27 protein-coding genes are annotated in these 25858 nt (G+C 71.9%); 10 read left to right on the top strand and 17 right to left on the bottom strand.

Annotation, left to right across the window (positions count from 1 at the left end; translation table 11 throughout):
- Positions 1-13: 13 nt before the first annotated feature.
- The 3 genes from AB0G11_RS14240 to AB0G11_RS14230 all read right to left on the bottom strand — a co-directional run bounded on the left by AB0G11_RS14240 (position 14) and on the right by AB0G11_RS14230 (position 2452).
- Entirely contained in the window at positions 14-373 is a 360-nt protein-coding gene (locus AB0G11_RS14240; protein WP_219500232.1) for a DUF1801 domain-containing protein, read from the bottom strand.
- A gap of 62 nt (positions 374-435) precedes the next feature.
- Complete coding sequence (locus AB0G11_RS14235; protein ID WP_357586158.1) at positions 436-1638, bottom strand: glycerophosphodiester phosphodiesterase; 1203 nt, start codon at positions 1636-1638, stop codon at positions 436-438.
- A gap of 148 nt (positions 1639-1786) precedes the next feature.
- The gene (locus AB0G11_RS14230) at positions 1787-2452 is read right to left on the bottom strand and encodes an SDR family NAD(P)-dependent oxidoreductase (RefSeq protein ID WP_357586156.1); all 666 of its coding nucleotides are present in this window, start codon (positions 2450-2452) and stop codon (positions 1787-1789) included.
- A 79-nt stretch (positions 2453-2531) separates the two neighbouring features.
- Here AB0G11_RS14230 and AB0G11_RS14225 point away from each other — a divergent pair, with 79 nt between their 5' ends.
- Positions 2532-2900 (top strand): MerR family transcriptional regulator, encoded by a 369-nt coding sequence (locus AB0G11_RS14225; protein ID WP_219500229.1) that lies wholly within the window; start codon positions 2532-2534, stop codon positions 2898-2900.
- Here AB0G11_RS14225 and AB0G11_RS14220 read toward each other — a convergent pair.
- Positions 2872-3459: a hypothetical protein gene (locus tag AB0G11_RS14220; RefSeq protein WP_357586154.1), complete on the bottom strand. Its 588-nt coding sequence runs from the start codon at positions 3457-3459 to the stop codon at positions 2872-2874. The genes AB0G11_RS14225 and AB0G11_RS14220 overlap by 29 nt on opposite strands.
- 197 nt (positions 3460-3656) lie before the next feature.
- On the opposite strand from AB0G11_RS14220, the gene AB0G11_RS14215 reads away from it, so the two are divergent.
- The 3 genes from AB0G11_RS14215 (at position 3657) to AB0G11_RS14205 (ending at position 5249) form a co-directional block, all read left to right on the top strand.
- The gene (locus AB0G11_RS14215) at positions 3657-4397 is read left to right on the top strand and encodes a hypothetical protein (protein WP_357586152.1); all 741 of its coding nucleotides are present in this window, start codon (positions 3657-3659) and stop codon (positions 4395-4397) included.
- A gap of 115 nt (positions 4398-4512) precedes the next feature.
- On the top strand, positions 4513-4917 hold the full coding sequence (locus AB0G11_RS14210; protein ID WP_357586150.1) for a hypothetical protein: 405 nt from the start codon (positions 4513-4515) through the stop codon (positions 4915-4917).
- 110 nt (positions 4918-5027) lie between these two features.
- Complete coding sequence (locus tag AB0G11_RS14205) at positions 5028-5249, top strand: hypothetical protein (RefSeq protein WP_357586148.1); 222 nt, start codon at positions 5028-5030, stop codon at positions 5247-5249.
- 6 nt (positions 5250-5255) lie between these two features.
- Here AB0G11_RS14205 and AB0G11_RS14200 read toward each other — a convergent pair whose 3' ends face one another.
- Positions 5256-6065 carry an SDR family oxidoreductase gene (locus AB0G11_RS14200; protein WP_219500217.1) on the bottom strand — a complete coding sequence of 270 codons (810 nt, stop codon included), beginning with the start codon at positions 6063-6065 and terminating at the stop codon, positions 5256-5258.
- An 82-nt stretch (positions 6066-6147) separates the two neighbouring features.
- Between AB0G11_RS14200 and AB0G11_RS14195 the strand changes: the two genes are divergently transcribed.
- Positions 6148-6570: a MarR family transcriptional regulator gene (locus tag AB0G11_RS14195; RefSeq protein WP_357586146.1), complete on the top strand. Its 423-nt coding sequence runs from the start codon at positions 6148-6150 to the stop codon at positions 6568-6570.
- Positions 6571-6588: 18 nt separating this feature from the next.
- On the opposite strand, the gene AB0G11_RS14190 is transcribed toward AB0G11_RS14195, so the two are convergent.
- The 6 genes from AB0G11_RS14190 to AB0G11_RS14165 form a co-directional block, all read right to left on the bottom strand.
- Complete coding sequence (locus tag AB0G11_RS14190; protein WP_357586144.1) at positions 6589-7020, bottom strand: hypothetical protein; 432 nt, start codon at positions 7018-7020, stop codon at positions 6589-6591.
- A gap of 219 nt (positions 7021-7239) precedes the next feature.
- On the bottom strand, positions 7240-7944 hold the full coding sequence (locus AB0G11_RS14185) for a hypothetical protein (protein ID WP_357586142.1): 705 nt from the start codon (positions 7942-7944) through the stop codon (positions 7240-7242).
- Positions 7937-8524 carry an RNA polymerase sigma factor gene (locus AB0G11_RS14180; protein ID WP_357586140.1) on the bottom strand — a complete coding sequence of 196 codons (588 nt, stop codon included), beginning with the start codon at positions 8522-8524 and terminating at the stop codon, positions 7937-7939. The genes AB0G11_RS14185 and AB0G11_RS14180 overlap by 8 nt, the downstream gene beginning before the upstream one ends.
- 163 nt (positions 8525-8687) lie before the next feature.
- Positions 8688-9176 (bottom strand): MerR family transcriptional regulator, encoded by a 489-nt coding sequence (locus tag AB0G11_RS14175; RefSeq protein ID WP_357586138.1) that lies wholly within the window; start codon positions 9174-9176, stop codon positions 8688-8690.
- Positions 9177-9186: 10 nt separating this feature from the next.
- On the bottom strand, positions 9187-10047 hold the full coding sequence (locus tag AB0G11_RS14170; protein WP_357586136.1) for an SDR family NAD(P)-dependent oxidoreductase: 861 nt from the start codon (positions 10045-10047) through the stop codon (positions 9187-9189).
- Positions 10048-10101: 54 nt separating this feature from the next.
- Positions 10102-12213: a hypothetical protein gene (locus AB0G11_RS14165; protein ID WP_357586134.1), complete on the bottom strand. Its 2112-nt coding sequence runs from the start codon at positions 12211-12213 to the stop codon at positions 10102-10104.
- A gap of 218 nt (positions 12214-12431) precedes the next feature.
- Between AB0G11_RS14165 and AB0G11_RS14160 the strand changes: the two genes are divergently transcribed.
- The gene (locus AB0G11_RS14160) at positions 12432-13298 is read left to right on the top strand and encodes an LLM class flavin-dependent oxidoreductase (RefSeq protein ID WP_357586132.1); all 867 of its coding nucleotides are present in this window, start codon (positions 12432-12434) and stop codon (positions 13296-13298) included.
- 48 nt (positions 13299-13346) lie between these two features.
- Here the strand turns inward: AB0G11_RS14160 and AB0G11_RS14155 are convergent, their stop codons facing one another.
- From AB0G11_RS14155 to AB0G11_RS14140, 4 genes are all read right to left on the bottom strand, one after another.
- Positions 13347-13973, bottom strand: coding sequence for a response regulator transcription factor (locus tag AB0G11_RS14155; protein WP_219500201.1), 627 nt, complete (start codon positions 13971-13973; stop codon positions 13347-13349).
- Positions 13974-13989: 16 nt separating this feature from the next.
- On the bottom strand, positions 13990-14976 hold the full coding sequence (locus AB0G11_RS14150; protein ID WP_219500199.1) for a histidine kinase: 987 nt from the start codon (positions 14974-14976) through the stop codon (positions 13990-13992).
- Positions 14977-14985: 9 nt separating this feature from the next.
- Positions 14986-16065 (bottom strand): hypothetical protein, encoded by a 1080-nt coding sequence (locus AB0G11_RS14145; protein ID WP_357586131.1) that lies wholly within the window; start codon positions 16063-16065, stop codon positions 14986-14988.
- Between the two features lie 137 nt (positions 16066-16202).
- Complete coding sequence (locus tag AB0G11_RS14140) at positions 16203-17108, bottom strand: NADP-dependent oxidoreductase (RefSeq protein ID WP_357586129.1); 906 nt, start codon at positions 17106-17108, stop codon at positions 16203-16205.
- A gap of 233 nt (positions 17109-17341) precedes the next feature.
- Between AB0G11_RS14140 and AB0G11_RS14135 the strand changes: the two genes are divergently transcribed.
- Genes AB0G11_RS14135 through AB0G11_RS14125 form a run of 3 tightly spaced genes read left to right on the top strand, consistent with a single transcriptional unit; the run spans position 17342 to position 20868 of the window.
- Positions 17342-19429 (top strand): ATP-binding protein, encoded by a 2088-nt coding sequence (locus tag AB0G11_RS14135; RefSeq protein WP_357586127.1) that lies wholly within the window; start codon positions 17342-17344, stop codon positions 19427-19429.
- Entirely contained in the window at positions 19407-20051 is a 645-nt protein-coding gene (locus AB0G11_RS14130) for a response regulator transcription factor (protein WP_357586125.1), read from the top strand. Before AB0G11_RS14135 ends, AB0G11_RS14130 begins: the two co-directional genes overlap by 23 nt.
- Positions 20052-20094: 43 nt before the next feature.
- Positions 20095-20868 (top strand): alpha/beta hydrolase, encoded by a 774-nt coding sequence (locus tag AB0G11_RS14125; protein WP_357586123.1) that lies wholly within the window; start codon positions 20095-20097, stop codon positions 20866-20868.
- A 64-nt stretch (positions 20869-20932) separates the two neighbouring features.
- On the opposite strand, the gene AB0G11_RS14120 is transcribed toward AB0G11_RS14125, so the two are convergent.
- Together AB0G11_RS14120 and AB0G11_RS14115 are read right to left on the bottom strand one after the other, a co-directional pair.
- Entirely contained in the window at positions 20933-24232 is a 3300-nt protein-coding gene (locus AB0G11_RS14120; protein WP_357586121.1) for a serine/threonine-protein kinase, read from the bottom strand.
- A gap of 556 nt (positions 24233-24788) precedes the next feature.
- Positions 24789-25247: a nuclear transport factor 2 family protein gene (locus AB0G11_RS14115; protein ID WP_219500187.1), complete on the bottom strand. Its 459-nt coding sequence runs from the start codon at positions 25245-25247 to the stop codon at positions 24789-24791.
- Between the two features lie 130 nt (positions 25248-25377).
- On the opposite strand from AB0G11_RS14115, the gene AB0G11_RS14110 reads away from it, so the two are divergent.
- Positions 25378-25761, top strand: coding sequence for a helix-turn-helix domain-containing protein (locus tag AB0G11_RS14110; protein WP_357586119.1), 384 nt, complete (start codon positions 25378-25380; stop codon positions 25759-25761).
- Positions 25762-25858: the final 97 nt, after the last annotated feature.

The raw sequence follows: 25858 nt of genomic DNA, 5'->3' as shown, positions 1-25858 counted from the left end.
TCTGCGCGGCGCGCTACTTGGCGTCCATCAGCGCGATCCAGTCGTTCACCAGCTTCTCCAGCGTCGCCTTGGCGGCCGTGACCTCGTCCATGCTGCGCAGCTTGGCGTAGGCCTTGCCCTTGGGGCCCGGCTCCAGCAGGCCGGTGTCGTCCGTCAGCAGGGCGCCCTGGTGGAAGATGACCGCGACGCAGTCCTTGAGCCTGGGGTTGAACGTGGCCAGCTCCTCCTTGTAGCTGAAGCTGGGGCCGCCCCATTTCACGTCTTCCTCGATTTCCGGATGCGCGCTGATGATGGCCCTGACGGCGGCCATCTCTTCCTTCAGCGGGTGGTCGAGCTTGTCGAGGAAGTCGTCAACCTTCGCGGAGTTGGACATTTCGCAAAGCTAACACCGGCTGCGGTCCCGTCAGCTTCTTCCATCGTGCTCGACCGGCGTTCCTACTCCTGGCCCTCCTCGGGCAGGCCGTTGTCGAACTGCTTCGGCTGCACGTGCTTGTGCGGCCCGCCCCGCTCGGCCTTGGCCAGCGCGGCGGTGTCCGGGTAGTCGGTGACGAAGGCGTCCACGCCCAGGTCCAGGTGGGCGCGGTACTCGGCGAGCGCGTCACCGTGGTCCGTCGGGACCTGGCCCCGGCGCAGCGGCCCCGGCAGGTACTGGTTCTCGCTGCGGAAGGTGTAGACGCCGATCTTCAGCCCCGCCCGGTGCGCGTCGGACACCAGCGTCGTCGGCTTGCCCCAGCTTCCGTCCGGGTTGACGGGGATGGCGGAGGACTTGTCCGGCCCGATCCACTGCGCGTACTCGGCGATCTTCGCCAGCCCCTCGGGCTTCATCATGTCGGCGTACGTCGTCGGGTCCCCGGCCGCCTTCAGGTCGTACGGCTGGCCGCTGGTGCCGAGCGCCTGCCACAGCGGCACGCGCAGGTCCTTGGCCACCCGCTTCAGGCTCGACGGCTCGAACGACTGCACCACCACGGCGCTGTTCGGCCGGTTGAGCCCGTTGCGCTTGACCGTCTCGATCAGCGGCTCCTCCAGCGGCAGCCCGATGGACCTGAAGTACGTCGGGTGCTTGGTCTCGGGGAACACGCCGACCCGCTTGCCGTACTGGCGCGACATCCGCTCGGCCAGGTCGATCACCTCCTGGAAGGTGAGCACCTGGTAGTAGCCGTTGTAGACGGTGTTGCGCTGGCGGATCGACGGCAGCCGCTCGACCGCGCGCAGCGTCTTCAGCTCGGCCAGGGTGAAGTCCTCCGTGAACCAGCCGGTCACGTTCCGTCCGTCGATGACCTTGGTGGTCCTGCGGGCGGCGAACTCGGGGCGCAGGGACACGTCGGTGGTGCCGGAGATCTCGTTCTCGTGCCTGGCCACCAGCACGTGGTCCTTGGTCGGCACCAGGTCGGGCTCGATCCAGTCGGCGCCCAGGGCGACGGCGAGTTCGTAGCTGCCCTGCGTGTGCTCGGGGCGGTGGCCCGCCGCGCCGCGGTGGCCGATGACGACGACCTGGGACCGGTCCGGCTTCCCCGCCGCCACGGCCGCGGTCGGGGCGGGGGCCGGGGTCGCGGCGGCGGCTCCTCCGGCACCGGCCACGGCTGCGGCTCCGGCGAGGGGGGTGAGGACGGCGAGGGTGGTGGCTGCGATCTTGCGCACGTGAAGCTCCCTGCGGCAGCTGCACCGGAGACTCTCACCGGTGATCACCGCGCGGATTATGGTACGGACCGAAATCCCCCAATGGGACAACAATGGCGAAATTTCCGGTGACCGGCATGGCAACGAGCCTGTGCCTCCGCCGAGCCGGTCACCGGGGGCCGCCGGCGTGCAGGGCTTCCCGCTCCCACTCGGGGCGTGGCTGCGTGTGCAGCCGCCAGTAGTGCTCGGCGATGTCGTCCGGGTCGAAGTCGGTGCCCGGGGCGACCGGACCCGCCACGGTCACGCTCGCCACGTGCACCCCGGCGGGCCCGTACTCCTGGTCGAGCAGCGTGACCAGCGTCCGCACGCCCGCCTTGCCCAGCGAGAGGCTCACGTACTGCGGCTTGGGCTCGGGCATGCCGCCGGTGACGAGGAACGTCCCGTGGCCGCGCGCCGCCATCGCGGGTGCGAGCCGGGCGGCGGCGTTGAGCGCGCCGACCACGTTCACCGCCCACGCCTCCATGTGCCCGCGCACCGACAGCTCGCCCGGCCGGTCGGCCCGGATGATCGCGGCGTTGTACACGACGACGTCCGGCACGCCATGCGCCCTGACCGCCTCGTCGAGCGCGGCGCGCAGCGCGGCCTCGTCGGTGCTGTCCGCCTCCAGCCGCAGGACCGGAACCCCCTCGGCGGCGACCGCCTCCCCCACCGCGCGCAACGTCCGCCCGCTCCGCGCGACCAGCGCGATCGACATCCCCTGCCTGGCGAACCGGCGAGCCACCGCCTGCCCGATCCCCGGCCCCGCCCCGATGATCACCGCGCTCGACACCGACATCTCCCCCTTTTTCGTGACCAGTGATAATTGGGGACGGTAAGGCGTCACATCGATGTGAAGGTCAAGCGGAAGGAGCCGGATGCGCATCGGCGACCTCGCCCACCGGACCGGGGTGCACCGGCGGCTGCTTCGCTACTACGAGGAGCAGGGCCTCCTCAGCCCGGCCCGGCTGGTCAACGGCTACCGCGAGTACAGCGAGGCGGACATCGCGACCGTGCGCCACATCCGCGCCATGCTCGCCGCCGGGCTCCCCACCGCGGTCATCGGCCGTGTCCTGCACTGCGTCCACGACACGGACACCGGCCTGCCCGTGCCGGCCGACTGCCCGGCCTTCATCGAGGCCCTGCACCACGAACGCACCCGCATCGCCGACGCGATCGCCGCACTCCAGACCTCCCAGGACCTCCTGGACGCCCTCCTCAACACGGCCCAGCGCCGTCGGGCGTGACCGCGAGCAGGCCGGTCCCCCGCACCTTCGTGTCGCCGCTCAGCGTGAACGGCGTGACGCCGAAGGCGGCGGCCACCTCGGGAGCCAGCTCGAAGGCCGCCACCGTCCACTCCTCGACCTGCTCGGCGCTCGCCGCCCGCAGATCACCGTCGGCCGGCAGCCCGAGCTCCAGCAGCTTCACCCGTTCGCAGGGCAGCGGAGTGCCGAGGGTGAGCGAGGCGTCGTCCGGCTCGCCCGTTGCCGCGTACCGGCGGATCACCTGGCCGTTCTCCGCCACCAGCCAGGCCGACCCGTCGTCCTGCGCGCCGAAGTAGTAAGCCTGCGCCGCTCCGTACCGGTCACTGAGCTCCTGGCACGACCGCAGCACCTCCGCATGCCGCTCACCGCAAGGATCGCACCAGGCCCCCATCACCAGGGTCCAGCCGTCCACCTCGGGAGAGACGAACACCCGCGAAAGGTGCTCACGGTCCCCCGGCTCGCCATGCCCATCGGCGTCGATCACCGCACGCGCCTCGGCGAACGTGACCGGCCGAGGCGACGACAACCCCAGGATCGCCATGACCCCGGCCTGATCACCGGTGGGAACCGCGATCCAGTAATTCCAGCACGTCGAGATCGGCTCAGCCCGATCACCCGCAGTCGCCCGCACCCGCCCACCATGCCAGAACGCCCGACCTCCGCCCATCCCACGTACGGGGGGTGACATTCTCCCTACCCACGCGCACCCAGGAGTGATCGAAGGGGCAGTCTGGAACCATGTCGAAGAATCCGGCAGAGCAGGGGCGGACGGCCGCTCCGCAGCCGTGGCGGGCCGTGCGGATCGCCGCGATCACGGTGCTGGGGGTCTCGGCGCTGACCTGGTTCGTCACCGACCCGCTCCACGTGCCGGAGGACGTGCTGGAGACGCTGGACCAACGGGCCAGCGTGATCGGCATGTTCACCGGCGCGGCCGGGCTCGTCATCGCGACCCTGGGATTGCGCGCCCAACTCCAGAACCGTCCCGCCGACACCGTCCCCTCCCCCACGGTCACCCCGGCCCCCCGACGTCGTACGACCATGCTGCTCGCGACCGTCCCCGCCGCCGCGGCCCTGATCGTGCTGGCCGTCGTCTGGATCGCGCTGCCGGGCGGCCCGCCCCGCTACGAGGCCGAGACGGGCGTGCCCCACAAGGCCGTGCCCCTCAACGGTGTCGACGGCGCGTCGAACCGCGCCTCGATGGGCTATCTGAACGAGCCGGACAGCTGGGTGGACATCCGCGTACAGGCACCCCAGGCCGGCACCTACACCGCGCACGTGCGCTACCGCGCCGGCGATGGCCACGCGCGCCACTTCGTGACGGTTAATGGCCAGGACAGGCAAATCCTGGAATATCCCGCGCTCGGCTGGGGAACCTGGGCGACCGCCTCGCTCCCGGTGAAGCTGAACCAGGGCTGGAACACGCTGCGCTTCCAGCATCACAACAGGTTCGCCGAACTGGACTACATCGAAATCACCTGACCAGATTTCCGCACGCAAAGACGGTCTCCCCTATCGGCGTGCATCACGTCGTTAGAGTGCTTTCGTGATTCTTTCCAGCCGATCCGCCCGGTTTCCTGTCGCTTTACTCACGGCCATGCTTCTGCTGACCGCCTGCTCAGAGCGCGTAAGGGGCGCCTCCGTACCTACGAAAAAGAGCCCATCGGCGCGGCCGTTGGTCGATCTGCGCAAGGAGGTGAAGCGGAAAGGGAAAGTCCTGCTGCACCACATTGCCAAAAGCGGCGAGACTGATTGGACAGGCGAACTGAAGGTGGGGAACTCGTACAAGCTGGCCGTGGACTGCACCGGCTCCTGGGGGGAGCTGGCAATAGTGCTCAGCGAGAGCTTCCGGACGACGCGGCGGTGCAGCGCTGGCTATACCACGTTCACGTTGGACAACTACCCCGCCAAGAAACCGAGACCGCGCACGTTGACCATCAAGGCGCCGCCTGACGCCCGCTGGACGGTGATGGTGGCCGGCATTTACAAGAAGAAGAAATAGGGCAGCGCGGCTGTGATCCCGAGATACGCGACGCCGCACCTGAGACAGAGCGCGCCTTCCTCACCACCGCCCACCGGCTCATCGCGGCCCGCGTACGCCCGGTGTACGCGATGAACGAATCGACGACCCTGCGCCTGGGGCGGGGTTCGTGCAGCCGGCGGATGGCGCTGCTGGGACGGCAGCACCGCTCCTCCTGCGACCTGTCCGGGCATGTCCTGGCCGATCTGGGCTGCTTCGACTCCCGTGACGACCTGTTCGACCGGCACGGTCAGACCCTGTGCCTGCCGGTACGCATCCCCGCCGATCTCATCATGAGCCGCCGGGCGGCTTGAGCGCCGCTATCCGAGGTCCTGGGCCCGGTGGAGGCCCAGGCTCCGGTTCAGGCGCCCGGTCAGCCGGGTGACCGTGACGCGGGGCAGCAGGCGGGGCGCCCAGGTCATCGCCCGGTTGATCGTACGGCCCGGGTAGGAGTTGACGGCGCCCTTGGCGAAGGCGTCGAGGGTTCTGGCCGCGACGCCTTCGGGGGCGTCGGTGAACGCCGGGTTCATGGTGGCGGAGGTGCCGTCGAAGAACGACGTGTCGGTGGCCCCGGGATGGGCTCCCATGACGCGGACCCCCGTGCCGCGCAGCTCCTCGGCGAGGGCCTCCGTGAACGACAGCACGAACGCCTTCGTCGCCGCATAGCTGGCCTGGTACGGCATCGACTGGAAGGCGGCGGTCGAGGCCACGTTGATGATCCCGCCATGTCCCCGGTCGACCATGCGCCTGCCGAGCACGTGGCTCAGCTTCATCAGGGCGGTGACGTTCAGCTCCACCGAGCTGACGTTCCGCTGGAGCGAGCTGGTCAGGAACGGGCCGACGGCGCCCGCGCCCGCGTTGTTGACCAGCAGGTCGACCGTACGACCCTGCCGGTCCAGCTCCTCGACCAGGCCCGTCACGCCGCCGGGCCCGGCGAGATCGGCGGCCACCGGGGTCACCTCGACCTGGTGCGCCTGGCGGATCTCGCCGGCGACCCGGTCCAGCGCGTCGCCGGAGCGGGCCACGAGGACGAGGTTCGCCCCGCGCCGCGCGAGCTCGCGGGCGTAGGCGGTGCCGAGCCCTCTGGACGCGCCGGTGACGAGCGCGGTGACGCCACGGTATCCGTACATGATCATTCCCATCTACTTCGAGCCTCAAACGAAATGGACGCTATCAGCTTCGAGACTCGAAACAAACTGGTACGCTCACGGCATGACGAGGCAGATACTGGAGCAGGTGGTACGGGCCAACCACGAGCTCTTCATGCTGACCGGTGACCGCATCGCCAAGGCACTCGACGAGCTCCGCCTCACCTACGCGACGGCCCAGGCGCTCTGGGCGATCGACCCCGCGGGGCCCGCGCCGTCGATGAAGGCCCTGGCGGAACGCCTGTTCTGCAACGCCCCCAACCTCAGCTTCGTCGTCAACCAGCTGACCGATCGCGGATACGCGGAACGCGCCGTGGACCCGGGCGACCGGCGTTCGCGGGTCGTGGTGCTGACCGAGCAAGGCCGGCAGGCACGCGAACGCGTCATCGACGTCACGCTCGCCCAAACCCCGTTCGCCCACTGCGACCCCGAAGACCTGAGCCGGCTCGCCGAAATCCTCCAGCGCGTGCTGACCAGGGCGCGATGAGGCCGACCCGGTCGTGGCCTACGAGGGGAGCCACGAGGGCCACCAGGGAAGCACGCAATCACCCGGAGTGCCCTCGCCCGCCAGGTCGTACACCGTCATGGCCACGGGCCCGGCGACGGAGCCGGCGACGGTGAGAGCGAGCAGCAGCACCCCCGGCCACACCCGCCCGGCCGGCCACGGCAGCCGGGCCAGCAGGTGGAAGGACTGCGCGCCGAGCGCCGACAGCACCGAGACAGCCGGGAAGATCACGATCCTGCTCGGGGCCCAGCCCGTGCCGGCGAACTTCTCACCGGAGCCCAGGTCACCCAGGCAGTAGAGCTGCGCCCGAGCCACCAGGTGAATATCGAGGAACGTCCCGAACGTCGCGCACGCCAGGGCGATGACCGCGGAGAGCCCGCAGCCGAACGCCCAGTAGACCTCACGTGCCTGTGGCCTTCGCCGCACCGTCACGGCGTCATCGAAGCAGACCCGTATGCGGACGACGCGCAGCCTGTGTGCGGATCCGGTGCAGGGAGCCCGCGGCCGGCGTGGTCTCGGCGCGCACGCCGGAGAAGGCCGGCAGGCGTCCCTGCTGAGCCACATGGCCGGGGTACGCATGCCGTCACGTACGGTGCCGGCCGTCATGCGGGCGTCCATGACGAGACCGCCCTGACCGCCCTCAGCTGAGCATCACCCGCCGGGCGGCGGCGTGGCGTCACCGATGTCGCCCGCCGAAGGGTCCGCCACGACCTCGCACGGCTCGACGGGCCCGGTCGTCAGCCGCCCGCTGAACTGCCAGGCGACCCCGGGACGCTCCACCGTGGGCGTGACCGGATTCTCGCTGACCTCGATCATCGCGATCTGGCCCGGCTGGATGTGGCGCGGGTAGATGGTGATGCCGTCCTGCGGGCGGATCGCCTGGTACGAGATCGACTTCTGCAGTCTCTGCCGAAGCCTGGCCTGCGTGGCGGCATCGTTGCTCGACAGTTCCTCCCTGGTCGCGCCGAAGTGGTCACCCTTGAGGAAGGGCGCCCGGTTGTTTCCGCAGCGCTTGCCGAGAGGCAGGTAGGTGATGTCGGCCCGCACCCCCCAATCGGCCAGCTCCTTCTCAAGGTGCTCGGGGTCCCGGAAGTCGTAGATCTTGAGGTTGATCGATCCGTCCTGGTTCTTCGTCAGGGCGTACGCGGGCTCGGCGGAACCGAGCAGGGGAGGCACGGCCACGCCCACCGCGACGGCCGCCGCCACGGCCGCGCCCATCGCGAGCCACCGCCCGGTGCGCCGACCGAACCGGGGCGGCGGCGCGGTCGCCTCCCGGACGAGCCGGAGCCGTTGCCGGGCCAGGGAGCGGGGCGGCTCGTGCTCCAGTTCCTTGATGAGCGTCTTCAGGTCATCCATGATCGTTCTCCTCCAATGGGTTGACTCCGCCCAGCGTGTGGCGGACCTTGCGCCGGGCCCGATTGAGCCGCGACTTGACCGTGCCGACCGGGATGCCGAGCGCGCGGGCCGCTTCCTCGTACGTCATGTCGCTCCAGGCGACCAGCAGCAGGACGTCGCGGTCGCCCCGCGACAGCAGCGCGAGCGCGTTCAGCAGGACCGTCCGCGACCCTTGGGCGGTCAGCTCGCGGGTGATCGCCTCTTCCGGCCCTTCGACGGGCCGGGCCGGGCTCTGCCGTTCCAGCGCCCGGTAGCGGCTGACCTCGGTCCGGCGGTGGCCGGTGATGAGCTTGGTCGCGATCCCCAGCAGCCACGGCCGGGCATCGCGGTAGAAGCTGTCGTACGCGTCGCGCCGGCGGAAGGCGATCAGGAACGTCTCCCCGACAAGGTCCTCGGCGAGTTCCGGGCCGAGCCGGAAGGAGATGTACCGGTAGAGCGTCGCGGCATGGCGGTCGAACAGGGCGGCGAACTTCTCCGGATCATCGAGCGAGCCTGCGATGATCTCGGAGTCCACCACCGCTGGTGACGTGTCGGTCACCATAGATGATCTGTTTCCAGCATGGGACCCCCTTCGAGATGTCATCTGTGTCTTGTCACGAGAGCCGGAAGTGTTCACCGGTGCCGTCGCCGGGGTCCTGAAACGACGAATCCCGCCCGATCGCGATGATCGGACGGGATCCCGTCGGCTATGCCTGGTCAGGGGGTCATGCCGGGCCGGGGTCCTGGACGTCCGGCCCGGTCGCGCCCCCGTACGTGGCGATCTTGTACTCGACCGCCGTGAGGGAGAGGGTGAGCTCACGGATCCGGCGGCGGATGGTGTCGCGATGCTCGACCAGCACATCGAGCCGCTCCGGCACCGTGTGCGCCCCGGAGTCGACGAGCGAGATGTAGTGCTGCAGGTCGCGCATCGGCATGCCGGACAGCCGCATCCGCGTGAGGAACACCAGCCGCCGGACCACGTCGGCGTCGTAGACGCGATGCCCGTTGCCGTCACGGGCCACCTCGACCAGCCCGGCCCGCTCGTAGTAGCGCAGCGTGTGCGGCGAGATGTCGAGAAGGTCCGCGACCTCGGCGATCGTCATCGTCTCGGGCAGATCGCCCAGGTCGGCCAGGCGGTGGATCGCCTCGACCGACAGCGGCCCGTCGTCCCCGAGCGCCGCCAGCGCCCTGGCCATCAGCTCGTCGGTAGCCATGACCACGAGCCTAGACGGGCCGTACCGATGCGGGGACACCCGCGAAGTCGGCGCTGCGGGCGACCTCGGCCCACCGCTCGACCTCGTCCAGGCCGCGCCGGTAGGCGCCCGAGATGCGCTCGACCGCCTCCCGCCCCAGCGGCAGCCGCAGCGGCACCTCGTCGCCGTGCGCGAGGGACACGATGATCTCGGCCGCCCGCACCGGGTCGCCTTCCTGGCGGCCGTCGGTCCCGGCCATGTCCGCCCGGACGTTGGCGAGCAGGTCCCGGTACGTCGCGGACGGCTCGGCGAACTCCAGCACGTCGCCCCCGTTGAAACCGGTCCTGAACCGGCTCGGCTCGACGATCATCACGCGGACGCCGAACGGCGCGACCTCCCCGGCCAGGGCCTCCGACCAGCCTTCGAGCGCGAACTTCGACGCCGAGTACGCCGACACGCCGGGGAACGACGTCCGCCCGCCCTGGCTGCTCATCTGCACGATCGTCCCCGTCCCCCGCTCGCGCATGGCGGGCAGCACCGCGCGGATGAGCGCGGCAGGGCCGAACAGGTGCAGATCCATCAGCTCCCGCAACTGCGCGTCGCTGACCTCCTCGACCGCTCCGACCACGGCCCGGCCCGCGTTGTTGACCAGCACATCGATCTGACCGAAACGGTCGAGACTGTCCCGTACGAGGCGCTCGGCCCCGGCGACGTCCCGGGCGTCGAACGCCGCGACCAGGCAACTGTCCGGGTACTCGGCCGCCAGGTCGGCCACGCTCCCGGGCCTGCGTACCGCCGCCACCACGCGGTCGCCCGCCTTGAGCGCCGCCTCCGCCAGTGCGCGCCCGAATCCGCGGGACGCGCCGGTGATGATCCAAGTCCGTGTTGTCATGGCGTGGACGCTAGGCGTTGGAGCGCGCTCAAACGCAAACCGTCGCCGGCTCGGTCAGATGAGGGGCGAGGTCACCCGCAGGGACCACTCGTCCTCGCGCGGGTTCGCGTCGATCCAGGCGATCACCGGCCGGCCGGTGCCGGTGAGGGACATGGCCAGCTGCTCCGGGACGTTCCCCGCCTTGGCGATCCTCGTGGCCCGGCAGGCGGTGCCCCGGCAGGAATGGACGACCAGGTGCGCGTCGGCGAACGTCGCCACCAGCGCCCGGTCGCCGGAGAGCACCAGGCCGGGCGGGTCCTCGTGACGATCCCCGGCGAGCGTGGCGCTCTGCGCCCTGGAACAGGCCCGGTCCTGGCAGTCGAGCAGCTTGATCGCGCCGGCTGCCGGGTCGCCGTAGGCGATGACCGGCCGCCCGTCCCGCCGTACGGCCAGGGACAGGCCGCGCATCCGGGCCCCGGCTGCCGTCAGCGGCGGTCCCGGCGTGGTCACCGTGGCCGACGCGCAGTCCGCTGTCCCGCAGGTCACCAGGGAGACCGCGCCGCTGTCACCGTCACGAACGGCGGCGACAGGCCGGCCGTCCGGGCCGAAGGCGACCTTCAACGCGTGCTTGTCGCTGGTCCCCGCGATGTCACGCCTCAGCCGTACCGGGGTATGCCGCACCGGATCGGCGCACGCGAGGTCGCGGCACGAGGTGAAGGTCAGCGTCTTGGCGTCGTCGGGCCTGTCGGCCTGAACCAGGACCACGCCGCCCGGGTGGGCCGCCACCGCCAGTCTCGACCACAGGAACTGCCCGTCGTCCTTGGACCACCAGGCGATCGGCTTCCCGGGAGCCGAGCAGCGGGCCTGGTCGCAGGCCGCCAAGCGGAGCCGGTAGTTGCGCTCCGCCTGGTCCCAGTCCCAGGAGGCGACCACCGTCCTGCCGTCGGGCAGAGCCGCGGTCGCGGCGAACCGGTCGGTGCGGTTGTCGCCCGCGTAGAAGATGTCCAGGTCGGCGCAGGTGAGGTCCGGGCAGGTCAGCATCCTGGGCGCGTCGTCGTCGAAGCCCTGCATGTACATCGCGAGCTTCGGCCCGGGAGAGACGTACAGCGCCGTGAGGTCCCGCGACCACACGACAGGCCCGCGGTCGCCGCCGTCGTCGTCCGCTTCGTCCGCTTCGTCCGCCGGGGACAACGCGGCCACGTGGTCGGAGACCTCCACCCACCCCAGCGGGTTCACCGCGGCGACGACGCCGGTCACCAGGCCGGGCAGCACGAGCAGCGCCAGGATCGGTGCCGTCCGGGTACGCGCTCCGTCCCGCTCCGGTAACCGGTCGACGATGGCGCGCAGTTCGGGACGGCCCACCTCGTGCCACTGCTTCGCGATGCGGTTCAGGAAGACCACGGCGAGCACGGCGGCCTGGAACGCGGACAGCAGGACGGCGGCGGCCGAGTTCACCGCGACGTTCACCGGATAGGGCAGGCGGTCGGCCACCCAGTCGAAGCCGCCGGCGGCCAGGCCGTGCAGGATGATCACGCCGATCGCCAGCAGGAGCGGCGAGGTGAACCGCATCGTCGCCACGAGCCGGTACGCCCGGCGCAGCGCCGCGAACGGCCCCAGCTCCTCCAGCAGCATGGCGGGCATCGCCAGCAGGCCGGGCATCAGGGCCAGTCCGACGACCACGATCGCCGCGATGCCCGCCCACGGGTTCACGAACACGGTCAACGCCACCCCGGCAGCCGCCGTCAGTGCCAGGAAGGCGACCTGGACGAAGGCGAGCGCGGTGAGCCCTCGCCCCCGACGTACCGCCACCCGGAGCGCGGACCGCCAGGGCACCGGCCAGCCCAGCACCCGGCCCGCGGCCATGAGCATGGTCGCGCCCCCGGCGACCGCGGCGGCGGGCACGCCGATCAGCACCAGCACGCCGAGCCAGGCGAACAGCGGCACATCCGCGTCCCCGACCAGCTCGATCCGCCCGTTGACCACCAGAAGCCGCCCGGCGGCCGCGATCGGCAACAGCGCCGCCGCCAACAGGCCGACCGGGATCGACAGCACCGTCGTGGGCACCATCAGCGTGAACAGGTGGCGTAGGACGCGCGTGCCCACGATGCTCAATGCCGACGTTCCGACCAGCGCGGCCCGCATGCGTTCCGCCCAGACGTCCGCCACCGCGCCGGAATTCTCTGCCATGCGGAAGATCCAACCAGGCCCACTTTCAACTCACTGAACAATTCCGGCCGTTCCCGGAACAGGCGGACTCCCTCCCTTGAGGAATTCCGTCCCCCGGCGAACGATCTCCCCACGCGCCCCGCAATTTGACCTCAACCCGCCTTGAGTTCCTAGCGTGATCTGCAATTCCGGTCCGAACGTCCAGGAGGATCACCATGCGGATCAGCACCACCTTGCCCATGACAAAGACCGGCGTGCCTGACATCGCGATGGCGAAGCGCCTTGAGGACCTCGGCTACGACTCGCTCGGCATGGCCGACTTCATCGTCGGAGACGGGACACCGAGCTTCGACGCCATGCTCGTCCTGGCCGCCGCCGCAACGGTGACCGACACGATCGGGCTGGAGTTCGGCGTGCTCAGCCTCCCGCTGCGCCCGACCGCCTGGATCGCCACGCAGATACAGACACTTCAGCACTTGTCGGGCAACCGAGTCACCCTGGGCGTAGGGATCGGCGGCTTCCCCGGCTCGCCGTTCTGGCGTGCGGTCGGAGCGCCCGTTCAGGGCCGGGGGCGCCGGGCCGACGAAGCCCTGCAGGCGCTCCCCGGCCTGATCCGCGGTGAGGCGACCCCACTCGGCGAGGACCAGGTCACTCTCGGCCCGGCCGCCCCGGTCCCGCCCATCCTCGTCGGCGGGAACTCCGAGGCGGCGATGCGCCGCGCCGTCCGCCTCGGTGACGGCTGGGTGCCCTCCTTGATCAGCCCCGCGGCTCTGCGCAAGAAGGCGGCACGGCTGCGCGAGATCGCCGACGAGCTGGGCCGCCCGGTTCCGACGATCTCGGTGGGCGGCCATGCGATCCTCGTCGACGACCCGGCCGCCGTCGCCTCCTTCACCCGCATCCTGGTGGACGTGCACGGCATGGCCCCGGAGGAAGCGGCAGCCGTACCGGTCACCGGCACCCCGGCGCAGGTGGCGGACCGCCTCCACGCCTACGCGGAGGCGGGCGCCGACACGGTCGGGCTCAGCCTCGACGGCGGGGACTGGATTCGGCAGGCGGAGGCGTTCGCGGAGGCTAGAGCACAACTGACCCATGTCCGGGACGCCTGAAGCAGGCGACCCGCGAACCAGGACCCGAGCCGCTCGACGGGTCCGCGCTCAGCGGACCTGACCGCTGCTCCAGGCCCAGGCGGCGATGCCGACCCGATTGGCGGCTCCCACCTTGCGCTGGATATGCGCAATGTGCGTTTTGACCGTGCCCGGGCTGATGACCAGCTCGGCGGCGATGTCGGCGTTGGTGCGCCCTCGCGCCACCAGAAGGGCGATCTCCAGCTCACGCGCGGTGAGCGGGTCCTTCAGCGGCGGCGGGGCCGTCCGGATCAGGCCCCGGAGCAGCCGGAGGGTCACCTGGGGGCTGATCAGCGTGTCACCTGCCATCGCCGCGCGGACCGCTTCCACCAGCAGGGTGGGGCCCGACCGTTTGAGCAGAAAGCCGCACGCCCCTTCCCGCAGCGCGGTGTGGACGTACTCGTCCAGGTCGAAGGTGGTCACGACGATCACGCGGGTCTCGGCGGCGAGCTGCCGGGTGACCTCCAGCCCGTCCAGGCCCGGCATGCGGATGTCGGCCAGCACCACATCGGGACGCAGGTGACGGGCCAGCTCGAGCGCCCGCGCGCCGTCGGCGGCCTCGCCCACCACGGTCATGTCCGGCTGCGCGTCGAGGATCAGCCGGAATCCGATCCGCACGTCCTCCTGGTCGTCGGCGATGAGAATCCGCGTCGTCATCCGTAACCGCCGGCCGTCATGCGGGGATCCGCGCGGTGACCTGCCAGCCACGCCGGTCCGGGCCTGCCGCCAGCTTCCCACCACGCGCCTCCAGCAGGTGGGCCAGGCTCGCCAGCCCGAAACCGCCTGCTCTGGTGCTCTGCGACCTGCCCCCGCCGTCGTCCTCCACCCGTACGCGCAGGACCTCCCCTTCCTTACGAATGTCCACCCGCACGGTCGTGGTGCGCGGTGCGTGCCGGCGTACGTTGGTCAGCGCCTCCGTCACCACCCGGTAGGCCAGCGACGACACCTCGTGGCGTACCGCCATGCCCGGCTCGACGGCCAGCTCCACCCGCACGGCCGGCGAGAACGCGTCCGCCAGGCGCTCCAGCTCCTCGATCCCCGGCCCCCGCTCGCCCAGCGCGTGCACGGCCCGGTCCAGCGAGGCCAGCGCCCGCTGCCCGGCGTCCTCGATGCGCCGCAGCGCCTCGGCGACCGGCTCCGGCAGCGTGCCGGCCACCACCTGGGCGGCCTGCGCCTGCACCAGCATGCCGTTGAGGTCGTGGGCGACGAAGTCGTGCAGGTCGCGGGCGAGCCCGAGCCGCTGCGCCCGCTCGGCCTCCTCGACCGCACGCCGCCGCTTGTCGTCCAGCCCACGCAGGTAGAGCCCGGCCCCCACGGCCGCCACAGCGCCGAGCGCCCACCCGGCACAGGCGCCGAACGCCAGCTGCGGCGGCCCCTGCCACACGGCCCGCAGCAGGATGAAGGCCACCGCGAGCCCGCTCAGCCCCGCGCACACGGCCGCCCGCCCTCCTGGGGAGCGCCGGACGGTGACAGCGGTCAGGACCAGGAGCACCGACACCTCGCCCACCTGCAACGGCGCGCTGCCGCTGACCGTCCCGGTCAGCGGATGCGCCAGCGTGACGGCCAGCGAGAGCGCCCCGGCGGCTCCCGCTCCCCAGGCCACCGGGAGCCGGCGTGCCGCGTCACCACGCCGGCCCTCCGCCTCGCCGTACGCCCTCATGCCGAAAGCCTAACCACGCTCGGCGGCCGGCTCGGCTTCCCTGAGCCCACCGCCTCCGCACACCCGGCAGACCCCGCGGCGGCGCAGGTAGTAGGCGAGGGCGGCGGCGGCCAGCGCGACGCCCCACAGGGGCCACGTCAGCGGCGGCAACCACGTCGCCCACATGCCCCAGTCGTCGAACCCGTGCACCATGCGCAGGCGCCAGTACGTGAGCCCGCCCGACAGCACGATCACCGACACGATCGAGGCGGGAACGACGGCCAGCATCAGCGGCACCGGCCGGCCCGCCCTGAACCAGATCCACCGCGGGTAGATTTCGCCCCAGCGCCGCACGAGCCCCAGCGTGAGAATCGCCCCGGCCAGCCCCATCAGGCTGAGGAACAGCCCGCCCCAGCGCAGCCCCGACTCGTCCAGCCACCGCCAGAACTCCTCGGTGATCCCCAGTGGGATGCCCGCTGCCCAGGCGAAGCGGCTGGCGTCGTACAGGGCCGGGACGGCCGCCGCGACCACCACCGCCCACCGGCCCCAGCGCCGCGCCGCCTGCGGCGTGGCCCAGCGTGCCGGCCCGTACGCGCCCCGCCCGCACATCACGCACCTGGCCGCCGTACGCCGCTGGTAGGCCAGCGCCGCCATCGCCCACAGCAGCCCGCCCACCAGGACGACGAACAGGTTGACCCGCGACCACGGCACCAGCTCCGACATCGGCTGCCCTCCCGGCACCCCGGTGAAGGCGAACACCGCCAGCAGCGGCGCATAGGCCACCAGCATCAGCACCCGGTTGTCGGTGACCACCACCGTCAGGACGACCGCCGCCGCCCAGGCGAACCCCAGCAGCACGGCACGGCCCCGCCGCACCCCTCGCGCGAGCGCCAGCCCGGCGACCGCCCCCAGCACGCCGAGCACCGCGATCACCGGCCCCGCCCGCTCCGGGATCGCCTCCCCGAGCACCGACAGCCCCGGCTCCCAGTCGGGATCGCTCCTGCCGAAGGGGAACCCGCTGCCGCCGAGCGCCCAGTACAGCCCGAGCGCCCCGTAGCCCAACGCCCAGACGGCCGCCGCGTACCCGGCCCAGTGGGGCCACTTCACCATGACCTTCCTCATGGCTCAAGCCTCGATCCCGGCCCCGCGCCGCCCTATCCGCCGAACGGCAGAACTTCCCCGGCGTCCACCCCACCGCCTCTGCAAAAGGACAGAGGGCGGCGGCGCGCCCTTCCCGGATGGTCCGTTCAGAAGATCAGCGCGATCTTCCCGTTCAGGCTCCCCCGCCGGAAATGCTCGTGCGCGGCTTTGACGTGCTGCACGGCGTACTGCGCGTCGACCCGCGCCCTCAGTCGCCCGCCGTCCACAGCCGCGGCGAGTTCGGCGAGGCCGCGGCCGTCCTCGCGTACCTGGTTGACCGTGGTGCGCACCCGACGATGCGACAGGTCGGGGACGGGCCCGGCTTGAGTGGCGATCGAGGCGTACCGGCCGCCGGCGGCCACCGCGTCGGTGACGAAGGCGCCGAAGGTGTCGAAGACGGCGTCGTAGCCGCCCGCCGGCAGGGTGGTCCGGTCGGTGGTGACGTGCTCGGCCCCCAGTTCCCGTACCACCTTGACCTGCGCCTGCCTGGACACCAGCGCGTCCACCTGCGCTCCGCGAGCAACCGCGAGTTGCACGGCGAGCCCGCCGACGGCTCCCGCCGCACCTGCCACCAGCAGCTTGTCTCCCTGGCCGACCTGCAGCCAGTCCAGGGTCTGCAGCGCGGTCAGTCCCGGCAGGGGCAGGGTCGCCGCCTCGGCCAGGCTGATCGACGTGGGCGCCTGGGCGATGGAGGCAGCCGGGATGGCGACGAGGTCGGCCCATGAGCCACGCCCGGTCGCGAGCTGGTGCGACATGCCGAACACCCGCTCGCCCACGGACAGCCCGCTCGTGCCCGGGTCGACGACGATCCCCGCCAGCTCCCAGCCCAGCGTCATCGGCAACGGCGGCGTGCCCTCCCCGATGGCCCCTTCCCGCGTCTTGTCGTCAACCGGGTTCACGGCCGAGGCGATGACCCGCACCAGCACCTCGCCCTCGGCCGGCCGGGGCTCCGGCACGTCGACCAGCGCCAGCACGTCAAGATCTCCGAAGCGGTCGATCCGCAGAGCACGCATACCCAACTCCCCTAGAGTTCGATGAGCGTCCAACTTTAAACGGTGGCCCGTTTCGCGCCGCCGGCAGACCCGGCGAGCCTCCAGTGCCATCGTGACGGTCGCGGACGCGGCGACGCCTTGCACGGTGATCGTTCCGGACCGCCCGGCCGGGATGAATGTCCTGTGTGTCCCAGGACGGCGTCCCTCCCCGCCGGGCTCGTGAACGGCTACCTTGGCTCCTGATCGGAGGGATCGTGACGGCGACCGAGGTGAAGCCAGCGACGGGCCGGGCCGCGTGGTGGTGGTGCGGGCTGACCCTGGCCCTGGCCGCGACGGCCGCCGCCCTGGCGGGCGCCAACGGCAGCGCGCCGGCGCCGGTGCTCCACCTGCTGTTCGTGACGGCCTGCGCCCTGGTGGGCGGCCTGATCTGCGCCCGGCGGCCCGGGCACATGGTGGGCCGGCTGCTCGCGCTGTCCTCGTTCTGCTTCGCGCTGTACGAGGCCACCGGCCAGTACGCGATCCTCGGGCTGATCACCCATCCGGGGCTGCCGCTGGCCGCGCCGCTGGCCTGGCCGCAGACCTGGCTGTGGGTGCCGGCCAACACGGCGGCGGCCCTGGTCCCGCTGTTCTTCCCCGGCGGGCGGCTGCCCTCCGCCTCCTTACGCCCGTGGCCGGCCGCGGCGGTGGCCGTCGCGGCGGTCGTCGCCGTGCTGAGCGCGCTGCGCCCCGGGCCGGACACCCAGGTGGGCGCCGGCGCCGGGGTGCCCAACCCGCTCGGCGTGCCCGCCCTGGCCCCCGTCGCGCCGGTGCTGGAGCCGGTGCTGGGCGGCGTGCTGGTGGCGGTGTTCGCCGTCGGCGCCGCCGGGCTGGGCAGGCGGCTGCTGCGCAGCGACGGCCCCGAACGCCGCCAGGTCGCCTGGCTGCTCTACGGGGCCGGGATCGAGGCCCTGGTGATCGGGGCCAGGCTGGTGGCGGGGCTCACCGACGACGTCCCCGGCTCCGTGTGGCCCGCCCACGACCCCGTGTGGGAGCTGGTCGCCGCCCTGGGCGCCGCCCTCGTCCCGGTCACCATCGGCGTGGCGATCCTGCGTCACCGGCTCTTCGACATCGACCTGGTGATCAACCGGACACTGGTCTACGTGCTGCTGTCGGGCTGCGTGACCGGCGGGTACGTCCTCGTGGTCGGCTATCTGGGGGCGCTCTTCCCCGCCCAGGACCTGCCGATCTCCGTAGGGGCCGCCGGGCTGGTCGCGCTGGCCTTCGCCCCGCTGCGCCAGCGACTGCAGGGCTGGGTCAACCTGCTGACCTACGGCGAAGCCGACGACCCGTACGCCGCGCTCACCCGGCTGGGCCGCAGGCTGGAGAACGCCGCCGGCCCCGACGCCGGGCTGTCCGGGATCGCCCGGTCGATCGCCGAGGCGCTGCGCCTGCCGTACGCGGCGGTGGAGACCGCCGGGGGCGAGCGCCACGCCTACACCGCGCCGGGCCCGGCCGCGACGGGCGACGCGGGCCTGACCCGGCTGCCGCTGACGCACAACGGCCGGCAGGTCGGCGGCCTGATCCTGCGCCCCCGGCCGGGGGAGACCGGGTTCGGCCCCCGTGACCTGCGCGTCCTGGCGGACCTGGCCCGGCAGGTGGCCGTGGCCGTGCACGCGGCACGGCTCTCCGCCGACCTGCGGCGGTCGCGGGAGCGGCTCGTCATGGCCCGCGAGGAGGAGCGGCGCCGGCTGCGGCGCGACCTGCACGACGGCCTCGGGCCGACCCTGGCCGCGCTGACCATGCGGGCCGAGGCCGCCCACGACCTGGCGGCCGACGAGCGCGTACGGGAACTGCTGGCCGACATCGTCGGCGACGCCGAGGCCGCGCTGGCCGACGTGCGGACCCTGGTGGAAGGGCTTCGCCCGCCGGCGCTGGACTCGCTGGGCCTGGCCGGGGCGTTGCGCGCCCACGCCGCCCGCCAGCCCTCAGGGCTGCGCGTGGAGGTGCACGCCCCGGACGAGGTGCCCGTGCTGCCCGCCGCCACCGAGGTCGCCGCGTACCGGATCGCGAGCGAGGCTCTGGCCAACACGCGCAGGCACGCGGGAGCCACGTACGCCCGCCTGCGGATCGAGCTCGCCGGCGGGAGGCTGAACCTGGAGATCTGCGACGACGGCCGCGGGATCGGGCGGCGGGAGTCCGCCGCGGCGGGCTCGGGGGTCGGGCTGGCGTCGATGCGCGAACGTGCCCTGGAGCTGGGAGGATCCTGCACCGTCGAGGAGCGTCCCGGCGGCGGCACCCGCGTCCGGGTCGAGCTGCCCGCGGGTGGGGAGGGGAACGGCGATGATCAGGATCTTGGTGGTTGACGACCATCCGGGGTTCCGCGCGGGGCTGCGCGCGCTGCTGTCGGGAGCCGACGGGATCGAGGTCGCCGACGAGGCGGGCAGCGGGGAGCAGGCGCTCGCGCTGGCGGGCCGCGCGCAGCCGGACGTGGTGCTGATGGACCTGGAGATGCCGGGCATGGGCGGGATCGCGGCGACCGAGCTGCTGGTCCGCGACCATCCGCACATCAGGGTGGTGGTGCTCAGCATGTCCGACGACGACGACTCGGTGTTCGCGGCCGTGCGGGCCGGGGCGCGCGGCTACGTCCTCAAGGGGGCGCGCAAGGCGGAGATCGTCCGTGCGGTGCAGGTGGTGGCCGAGGGCGGCGCCGTCTTCGGTCCCGCGCTCGGCCATCGCCTGGCCGACTACTTCAGCGGGGGCGGCGAACGGCCCGGGGCGGCGCTGCCCGGCCTGACGCAGCGCGAGAGCGAGATCCTCGACCTGGTCGCCAGGCACCTGACCAATCCGCAGATCGCCGCCCGGCTCGGGCTGAGCCAGAAGACGGTCCGCAACCACGTCTCGGCCATCTTCACCAAGCTCCAGGTCGCCGACCGTTCGCAGGCCATCGTCCGCGCCCGGGAGTCGGGCCTGGGCGCGAACGGCTAGCATCTTGCCATTCTGATAATCAGACTATTACAGTAATCCCATTATGGAAGTTGCGCACTCCCTGGGCGGACTGCCCTGCCTCTCCCTCGGGACAGGACCGCCGCTGATCGTCCTCCTCTTCACCCCGCAGGCCGCAGTGCCGGCCGGCTGGGGCCGTCGCTACCTGATGCGGCTGGTCAAGCCCTTCACCGAGCACTTCACCGTCCACGCCCTCACCCGCCGTCCCGGCCTGCCGCCGGACACCACCATGGCCGATCTGGCCGCCCACTACGCCGGGGGGATCGAGGCCGCGTTCACCGGACCGGTGCACGTGCTGGGCCTGTCGACGGGCGGCTCCCTGGCCCTGCAACTGGCCGCCGACCACCCCGGCCTGGTCGCGCGCCTGGTCCTGGGCGGTACGGCCGCCGCACCGGGCCCGATCTGCGAGCGCGCCAACCGCGCCTACGTCGAGCGCGCCAGGCGGGGCCGGCGGCCGAGCCCCCCTCTGGCCGACCTGGTGACGGAGTCGCCGATCGGCCGGACGCTCGTCGCCGCGCTGGCCTGGCTGGCCGACGGCCGCGGGGACCACACCGACGGCGCCACCATGCTCAACGCCGAAATCGGCTTCGACCTGCGCGCCCGGCTACCGGAGATCACCGCCCCCACCTTGCTGATCCAGGGCCAGAAGGACCTGGCCTACCCCCTCGAACTGGCCCGCCAGACCGCAGCCGGCATCCCCGGCGCCAAGCTGATCGTCTACCCGGGCCGAAGCCACGGCGCGACGTTCACCGACCCGCGTTTCGCAGCCGACGCGCTGACGTTCCTCCGATCACCCTGACCAGGTACGGCCCCCGACGTCCAAGGCGAGCATCGCGCACGCGCGTCTTCGTCGGGGTCGCCGGCTAGGGACACGCCTTTCTGTACGGCAGCGTGGGCACGATCACCCGCCACTGCGCCGCGCTCAGCCCGCCCGCCTTCGCGCACACCGCCGCAGCCAACGCCTCCCCGCCCACGGCGTGCCGCCTGACCGCGCCGTTGCCGTTCACGGTCAGCACCGCCGACCCGTCGCCGGTGAACGCCACGTCGAGCGGCGCCCCGATCTCCGGGTCCTGCCCGCCGCCCTGGTCGAGCAGCGCGCCCAGGTCCGTGCCCGACATCACGTCGACCAGCCGCACCCTGCCCCCCACCTGAAGGCTGGCGAGCAGGTCCTCGCGCGGCGAGTAGGCGGCGGGGTCGCCGAACCCGCGCGCGGTGGCGAGCCTGCGGCGCGTGGCCACGTCCCACACCGTCATCCGTCGCCGCGCGTCGAGCACCACGACCGCCTTGCCGGAGCGGGTGAAGTACGCGCGCACCCCCTCGGCGTTCCTGCCACCGCCGCCGAACGCCGGCCCCAGCGCCTTGCCTGCGGCCGTCTCCAGCAGGTGAACGCGGTCACCCGCCACCACCAGCGTCCGCCCGTTGGCGGAGAAGGCCGCGTACTTCGCCGCGCCCGCCTCGGCCGACCACATGCGCCGCCCGGTCTGCCGGTCCCACAGCTCGACCCCGCCCTTCTCGGTGACCACAACCAGCCTGGCGCCGTCGGGAGAGAAGGCCACCTGCGCGGCGGACGTACGCAGCGTGCCCTGGACGGCGGCCGAGGCGGTGTCCACGATCCGCACCCCGGGCCCGAACATGGCGACGAAACGGGCGTCCGGGCTGAACACCGCGTACTCCGCCTCCGGCAGCGCGCCGACCTTCCTCCCGCCGACGGCCGACAGCTCGCCGTCGCGGACCACGAGCCGCCCGTCGCCGCTCAGCGCCGCCGCGCTCACCAGGCGATCGTCGTCCTCGGTGGTCAGGTCGGCCACGTCCACCGAGAAAACCTGGTCACCCACCAGATAGCGGAACGTGCTTCCGTCGAAGGCCCCCTGAACCGCCTCGTCGACTCCTCCCCGTACCTGGACCGTGGTGAGCAGTTGCGTGTCCGACCTGCGCCAGAACTGGATGGACCGCGATGCCACCGTCGCGACGAGGCCGGCGCCGAACACGGCCGCGCCACCGTTCCAGGTGCCCTGGGTGCCGGCGCCGTCCTTGTCGCCGATGAAGTCCTTCGCCCCGGTCCGCAGGTTGGTCAGCTCCAGCAGGCGACCGCGCCGTACGGCCCGCCAGGCCCCGTCCCGGCTGAATGTGCCCGCGGCGGCGGGCCCGAGGGCCTTGGCGGCGCCGGTTCGCAGGTCCCAGCGGGTACGCCGGTCAGCCTCCTCGAGCAGGACGGAATCGTCCCGCTCGAACGCCACGTCGACCCACTCGTTCGTGAAATCCTTGGCAGCGGGGAAGACGTGGTCGCTGATCTTCCTGCCGCTGGCGAGGTCCACCGCGGACGCGCGCCTGGCCGTCACGGTCACCAGCACCTTGCCCGACGGGCTCAGCGTCACGCTGTCCATCGGCTCGGCCCGCCGGGCGCCGCGTGTCCGCAGGAGCCGGCCGTTGCGCACGTCCCACACACGCGTCGCGGTGGAATCGGCGCTGATCAGCGTCCGGCCGTCGGCGCCGAGCGCGCGTACCGTGTCGCCCGCGGTCGACGGGTCGCGGAACATCGCCGTCTCGCGCTGCGCCAGCGAGGCCACCAGGGCCGCCCTGGTGGCCGGCGTGCGGTCCAGCCGCCAGGCCGCCAGGCTCGCCAGCATCGCCTGGTGAGGGTCGCTCCCGCGGGTCGTGGTCGCCACCCCAGCGAGCCTGGCCGCCTCCGACCTGGTCAGCTGCCCGGCAATCTGCTCAGCCCGGCCGTCGGCCACCGCGCCCTGCTGTACGGCCAGCCCGCCGGCCACCAGCGCGATCACCAGCAGCCCGCCCAGGCTCAGCGAGGTCAGCCGGGCCCGCCTGGCCCTGTGCCTGGTCAGGGTGGCCGCCGCGGACAGGAAGTCACGTTCGGTGGGCGACAGGGTGATGTCGCGGCGGGCGGTAGCCGCCCACTCCAACGCGCTGTCCAGGCTGCTGCCTTGGAACAGGTCGCCGTCCCGGCGTCCCGCCGCCTGCCATCGTCGCGCCGCGGTGAGGATCTGCCGGTGTACGGCCAGGCCGTCGCGGTTGGTCTCGATCCACCGGCGGTACCGCGGCCAGGCCTGGGGCAGGGCCGGCCTGGCCAGCCGTACGCCGCCGTCCTGCCTGGCCAGGAAGTAGCCGAACACGGCGAGGATCCTGCGCACGGCGGCCACCTCGTGCGACGCCCGCCCCTCGATGAGCTCGGCCAGCTCGGCGTGCCGGGTCGACAGCTCGCCCGCCTCGTCCACCGTCACCAGCCGCAGTAGCACCTCGGGGACCAGCTCGCGCTCGGCCGGATCGAGCATCGCGTACGCCTGCTCGGCCAGCGTGCCGAGTGCGGGATCGTGCCCCTGCGCGCCGATCCCGGCGGCCCGGTGGCCGCCCTGGGCGAGCAGGCGGGCGGTGTCGAGGCCGCCGTCGCCGCTGACCAGCGCCAGCAGCAGCTCGCGGGCGGTCGGCCGCTGGGCCGGCTCCTTGGCCAGCGCCAAGGAGACCAACCGGCGCAGCGTGCCGGGCAGCGCGGACAGGTCGGGGGTGGCCGACAACACCTGGTGCATGACGCTTCCCAGGTTCTCGGCGTGGAACGGATCACGGCCGGTGGCGGCGAAGACGATGACGGCTCCCCAGGCGAACACGTCCGCCGAGGCGTCCGCTCGCTGGCCGATGAACACCTCAGGGGCCATGTAGGTGGGCGTGCCGCTCACCACGCCGGTCGCGGTGAGCGACATCTCGGCGGTCCTGGCGATGCCGAAGTCGATCACGCGGGGGCCGTCCGGGCCCAGCAGCACGTTGTCGGGCTTCAGGTCGCGGTGGATCACCCCGGCGTCGTGGATGGCTGTCAGCGCCGTCGCGATGGCGGTGGCCAGGCGGTGCAGGTCGTCACCCACGAAGATCCTGCCCGCCGTACGCAGGCTCGGGCCCTCCACGTACTCGCTGACGATGTAGGGACGCGGGCCCTCCAGCTTGGCCTCGATGATCGGCGCGGTGCAGAACGAGGCCACCCGCTGGGCGGCCGCCGCTTCCCGGCCGAGCTGGGCCACCTGATCGCCGTGAAGCACCTTGATCGCCACCCGGCGGCCGTCCTCGGCATATGCCTCATACACCACTCCCTGGCCGCCGGCACCGAGCCGCCCGGCCAGCCAGTAACGACCGAGCCGCTGAGGGTCTCCTTCGATCAACACGCCTGGTTTGATGCGATCATCACCGACGAAGTTCCGCCCTAAACACCCACGTACGCATCGCTGCAGGCAGAGGGCTACGCGCGACGCGGTTCGCCCGCTGCCGGCAGCCACGGCACTGGCCGGCGTTCACCGGGCATCCGGCTGACACCTGAGCACGTACGCGGCCCGCTGCCCGGTGCAGCCTCCGTCACGCACCTGGATGGGGTCCGGAAAGCGCTGGCCTGCTGACAGCACCTGTCTGCGGCTCCAAGGTGTGCACAGCGCCGAAGCCGGACGAAGCGAAGCTCTCGAAGGACGCACCCGGCGGCAAGCCCACGACCACCGCGAGCCTCCGCCCGAAGACACCTACGCAGTCGATGCACAAGATCCGGATTCGGAACCGCCGGCAGCGTCAGAAAGGCCGCCACCTACGCGGCCTGTCGTCCCGAGACCGCAGCACCGGCCACCACCTCCGACGAAATGACAGCAACGTCATTCTCAACCCGCCAGGCCTCACAGCGCTGTAATTGCCGAGCTCGGAAGCACTTACCCCGGCGACTTCCTCAGGGGCGAGCAACTATTGGGACGATGGCTGCGCCCGTTGACGCGCTGCGGCTTCCAGGTCGCGGTTGCCCTCCTCGTACAGCACCCGGACACGGGAGGAGCACAGTTTCCACTCACCGTCTCGCCGTTCGAGGCCGAGCGTGTAGTGGCAGCCGATCACCCAGATAGGGGCATCGGCGGCCTCGGTGATCAGGTGCGTGACACGGGCGTCAAAGCGCGCCGTCGCCTCGGGTTCCTCACCCAGGTCGACCACGATCGGACCCAGCAGGTGTTGCGTAGCATCGAAGCCAGGAAGGAAACTCTGCAGGCCCGATACGAAATCGCCTGCAGACACCCGTTCCGGACCACCCTGTTTCGACGGGTAATCAAGATCAACGAATTCCGTTGCCAGTGCGCCGATCGTTTCCCAATCATGCGCGTCCAGCGCATGAAAGAGCCGAGTCACCAACTCCGCGATCGCTATCTTCTCCATGGATTGCACCACGTCGCTCCTCCGCCTGAATGGTCGCCTGGCCGGTTGACCGGACATGCCGCACCGATGTCCAGGGCCGGCTCCCGGCCCTGCATGCTGGGATGTGACGGCAACACTAAGGAGGCCCTACGTGGCTCACCAAACGGTCAGCTACACAGCGACCGAGTTCCTGCACAGCTGCCCGGGCCCGGTGGTCGAGCCCGACCCGTCGTGCCCGGTAGAGATCACCCTCGCCACGTTGCGCGGACGGTGGACCGCCCTGGTCATCCTCGAACTGCTGCACGGTCCGCGCAGCTTCAGCCAGCTCGCACAGGCCCTGCCCACACTCTCCGACAAGGTCCTCACCGACCGGCTGACCCAACTGGTCGGGGCCGGCGCCCTCAACCGCCACCGCAAGCCGGGCTGGCCGCCAAGAGTGGGCTACGCCCTCACCGAACGCGGCCGCGCCCTCGCACCGGTCCTGCAGGCGCTGTGGGAGTGGGGCTCGACCACCACAGCCCCTCGGCCACGGTAGGCAACTGCCGGAGCGCACCAATGCCTGTGCGGTGCCAAACGGCGAACACTGTTGCTGAGCTAGGGGTTCGCAGGGCAATCAGGTTGCCCTGCGGTAT

Origin of the sequence: Nonomuraea sp. NPDC023979, from assembly GCF_040639085.1 — a bacterium.
In the GTDB taxonomy this organism is placed as follows: Bacteria; Actinomycetota; Actinomycetes; order Streptosporangiales; family Streptosporangiaceae; genus Nonomuraea; species Nonomuraea ceibae.
The sequence above is the reverse complement of the archived record's forward strand: the minus strand, read 5'-3'. Positions and strand labels throughout refer to the sequence as shown.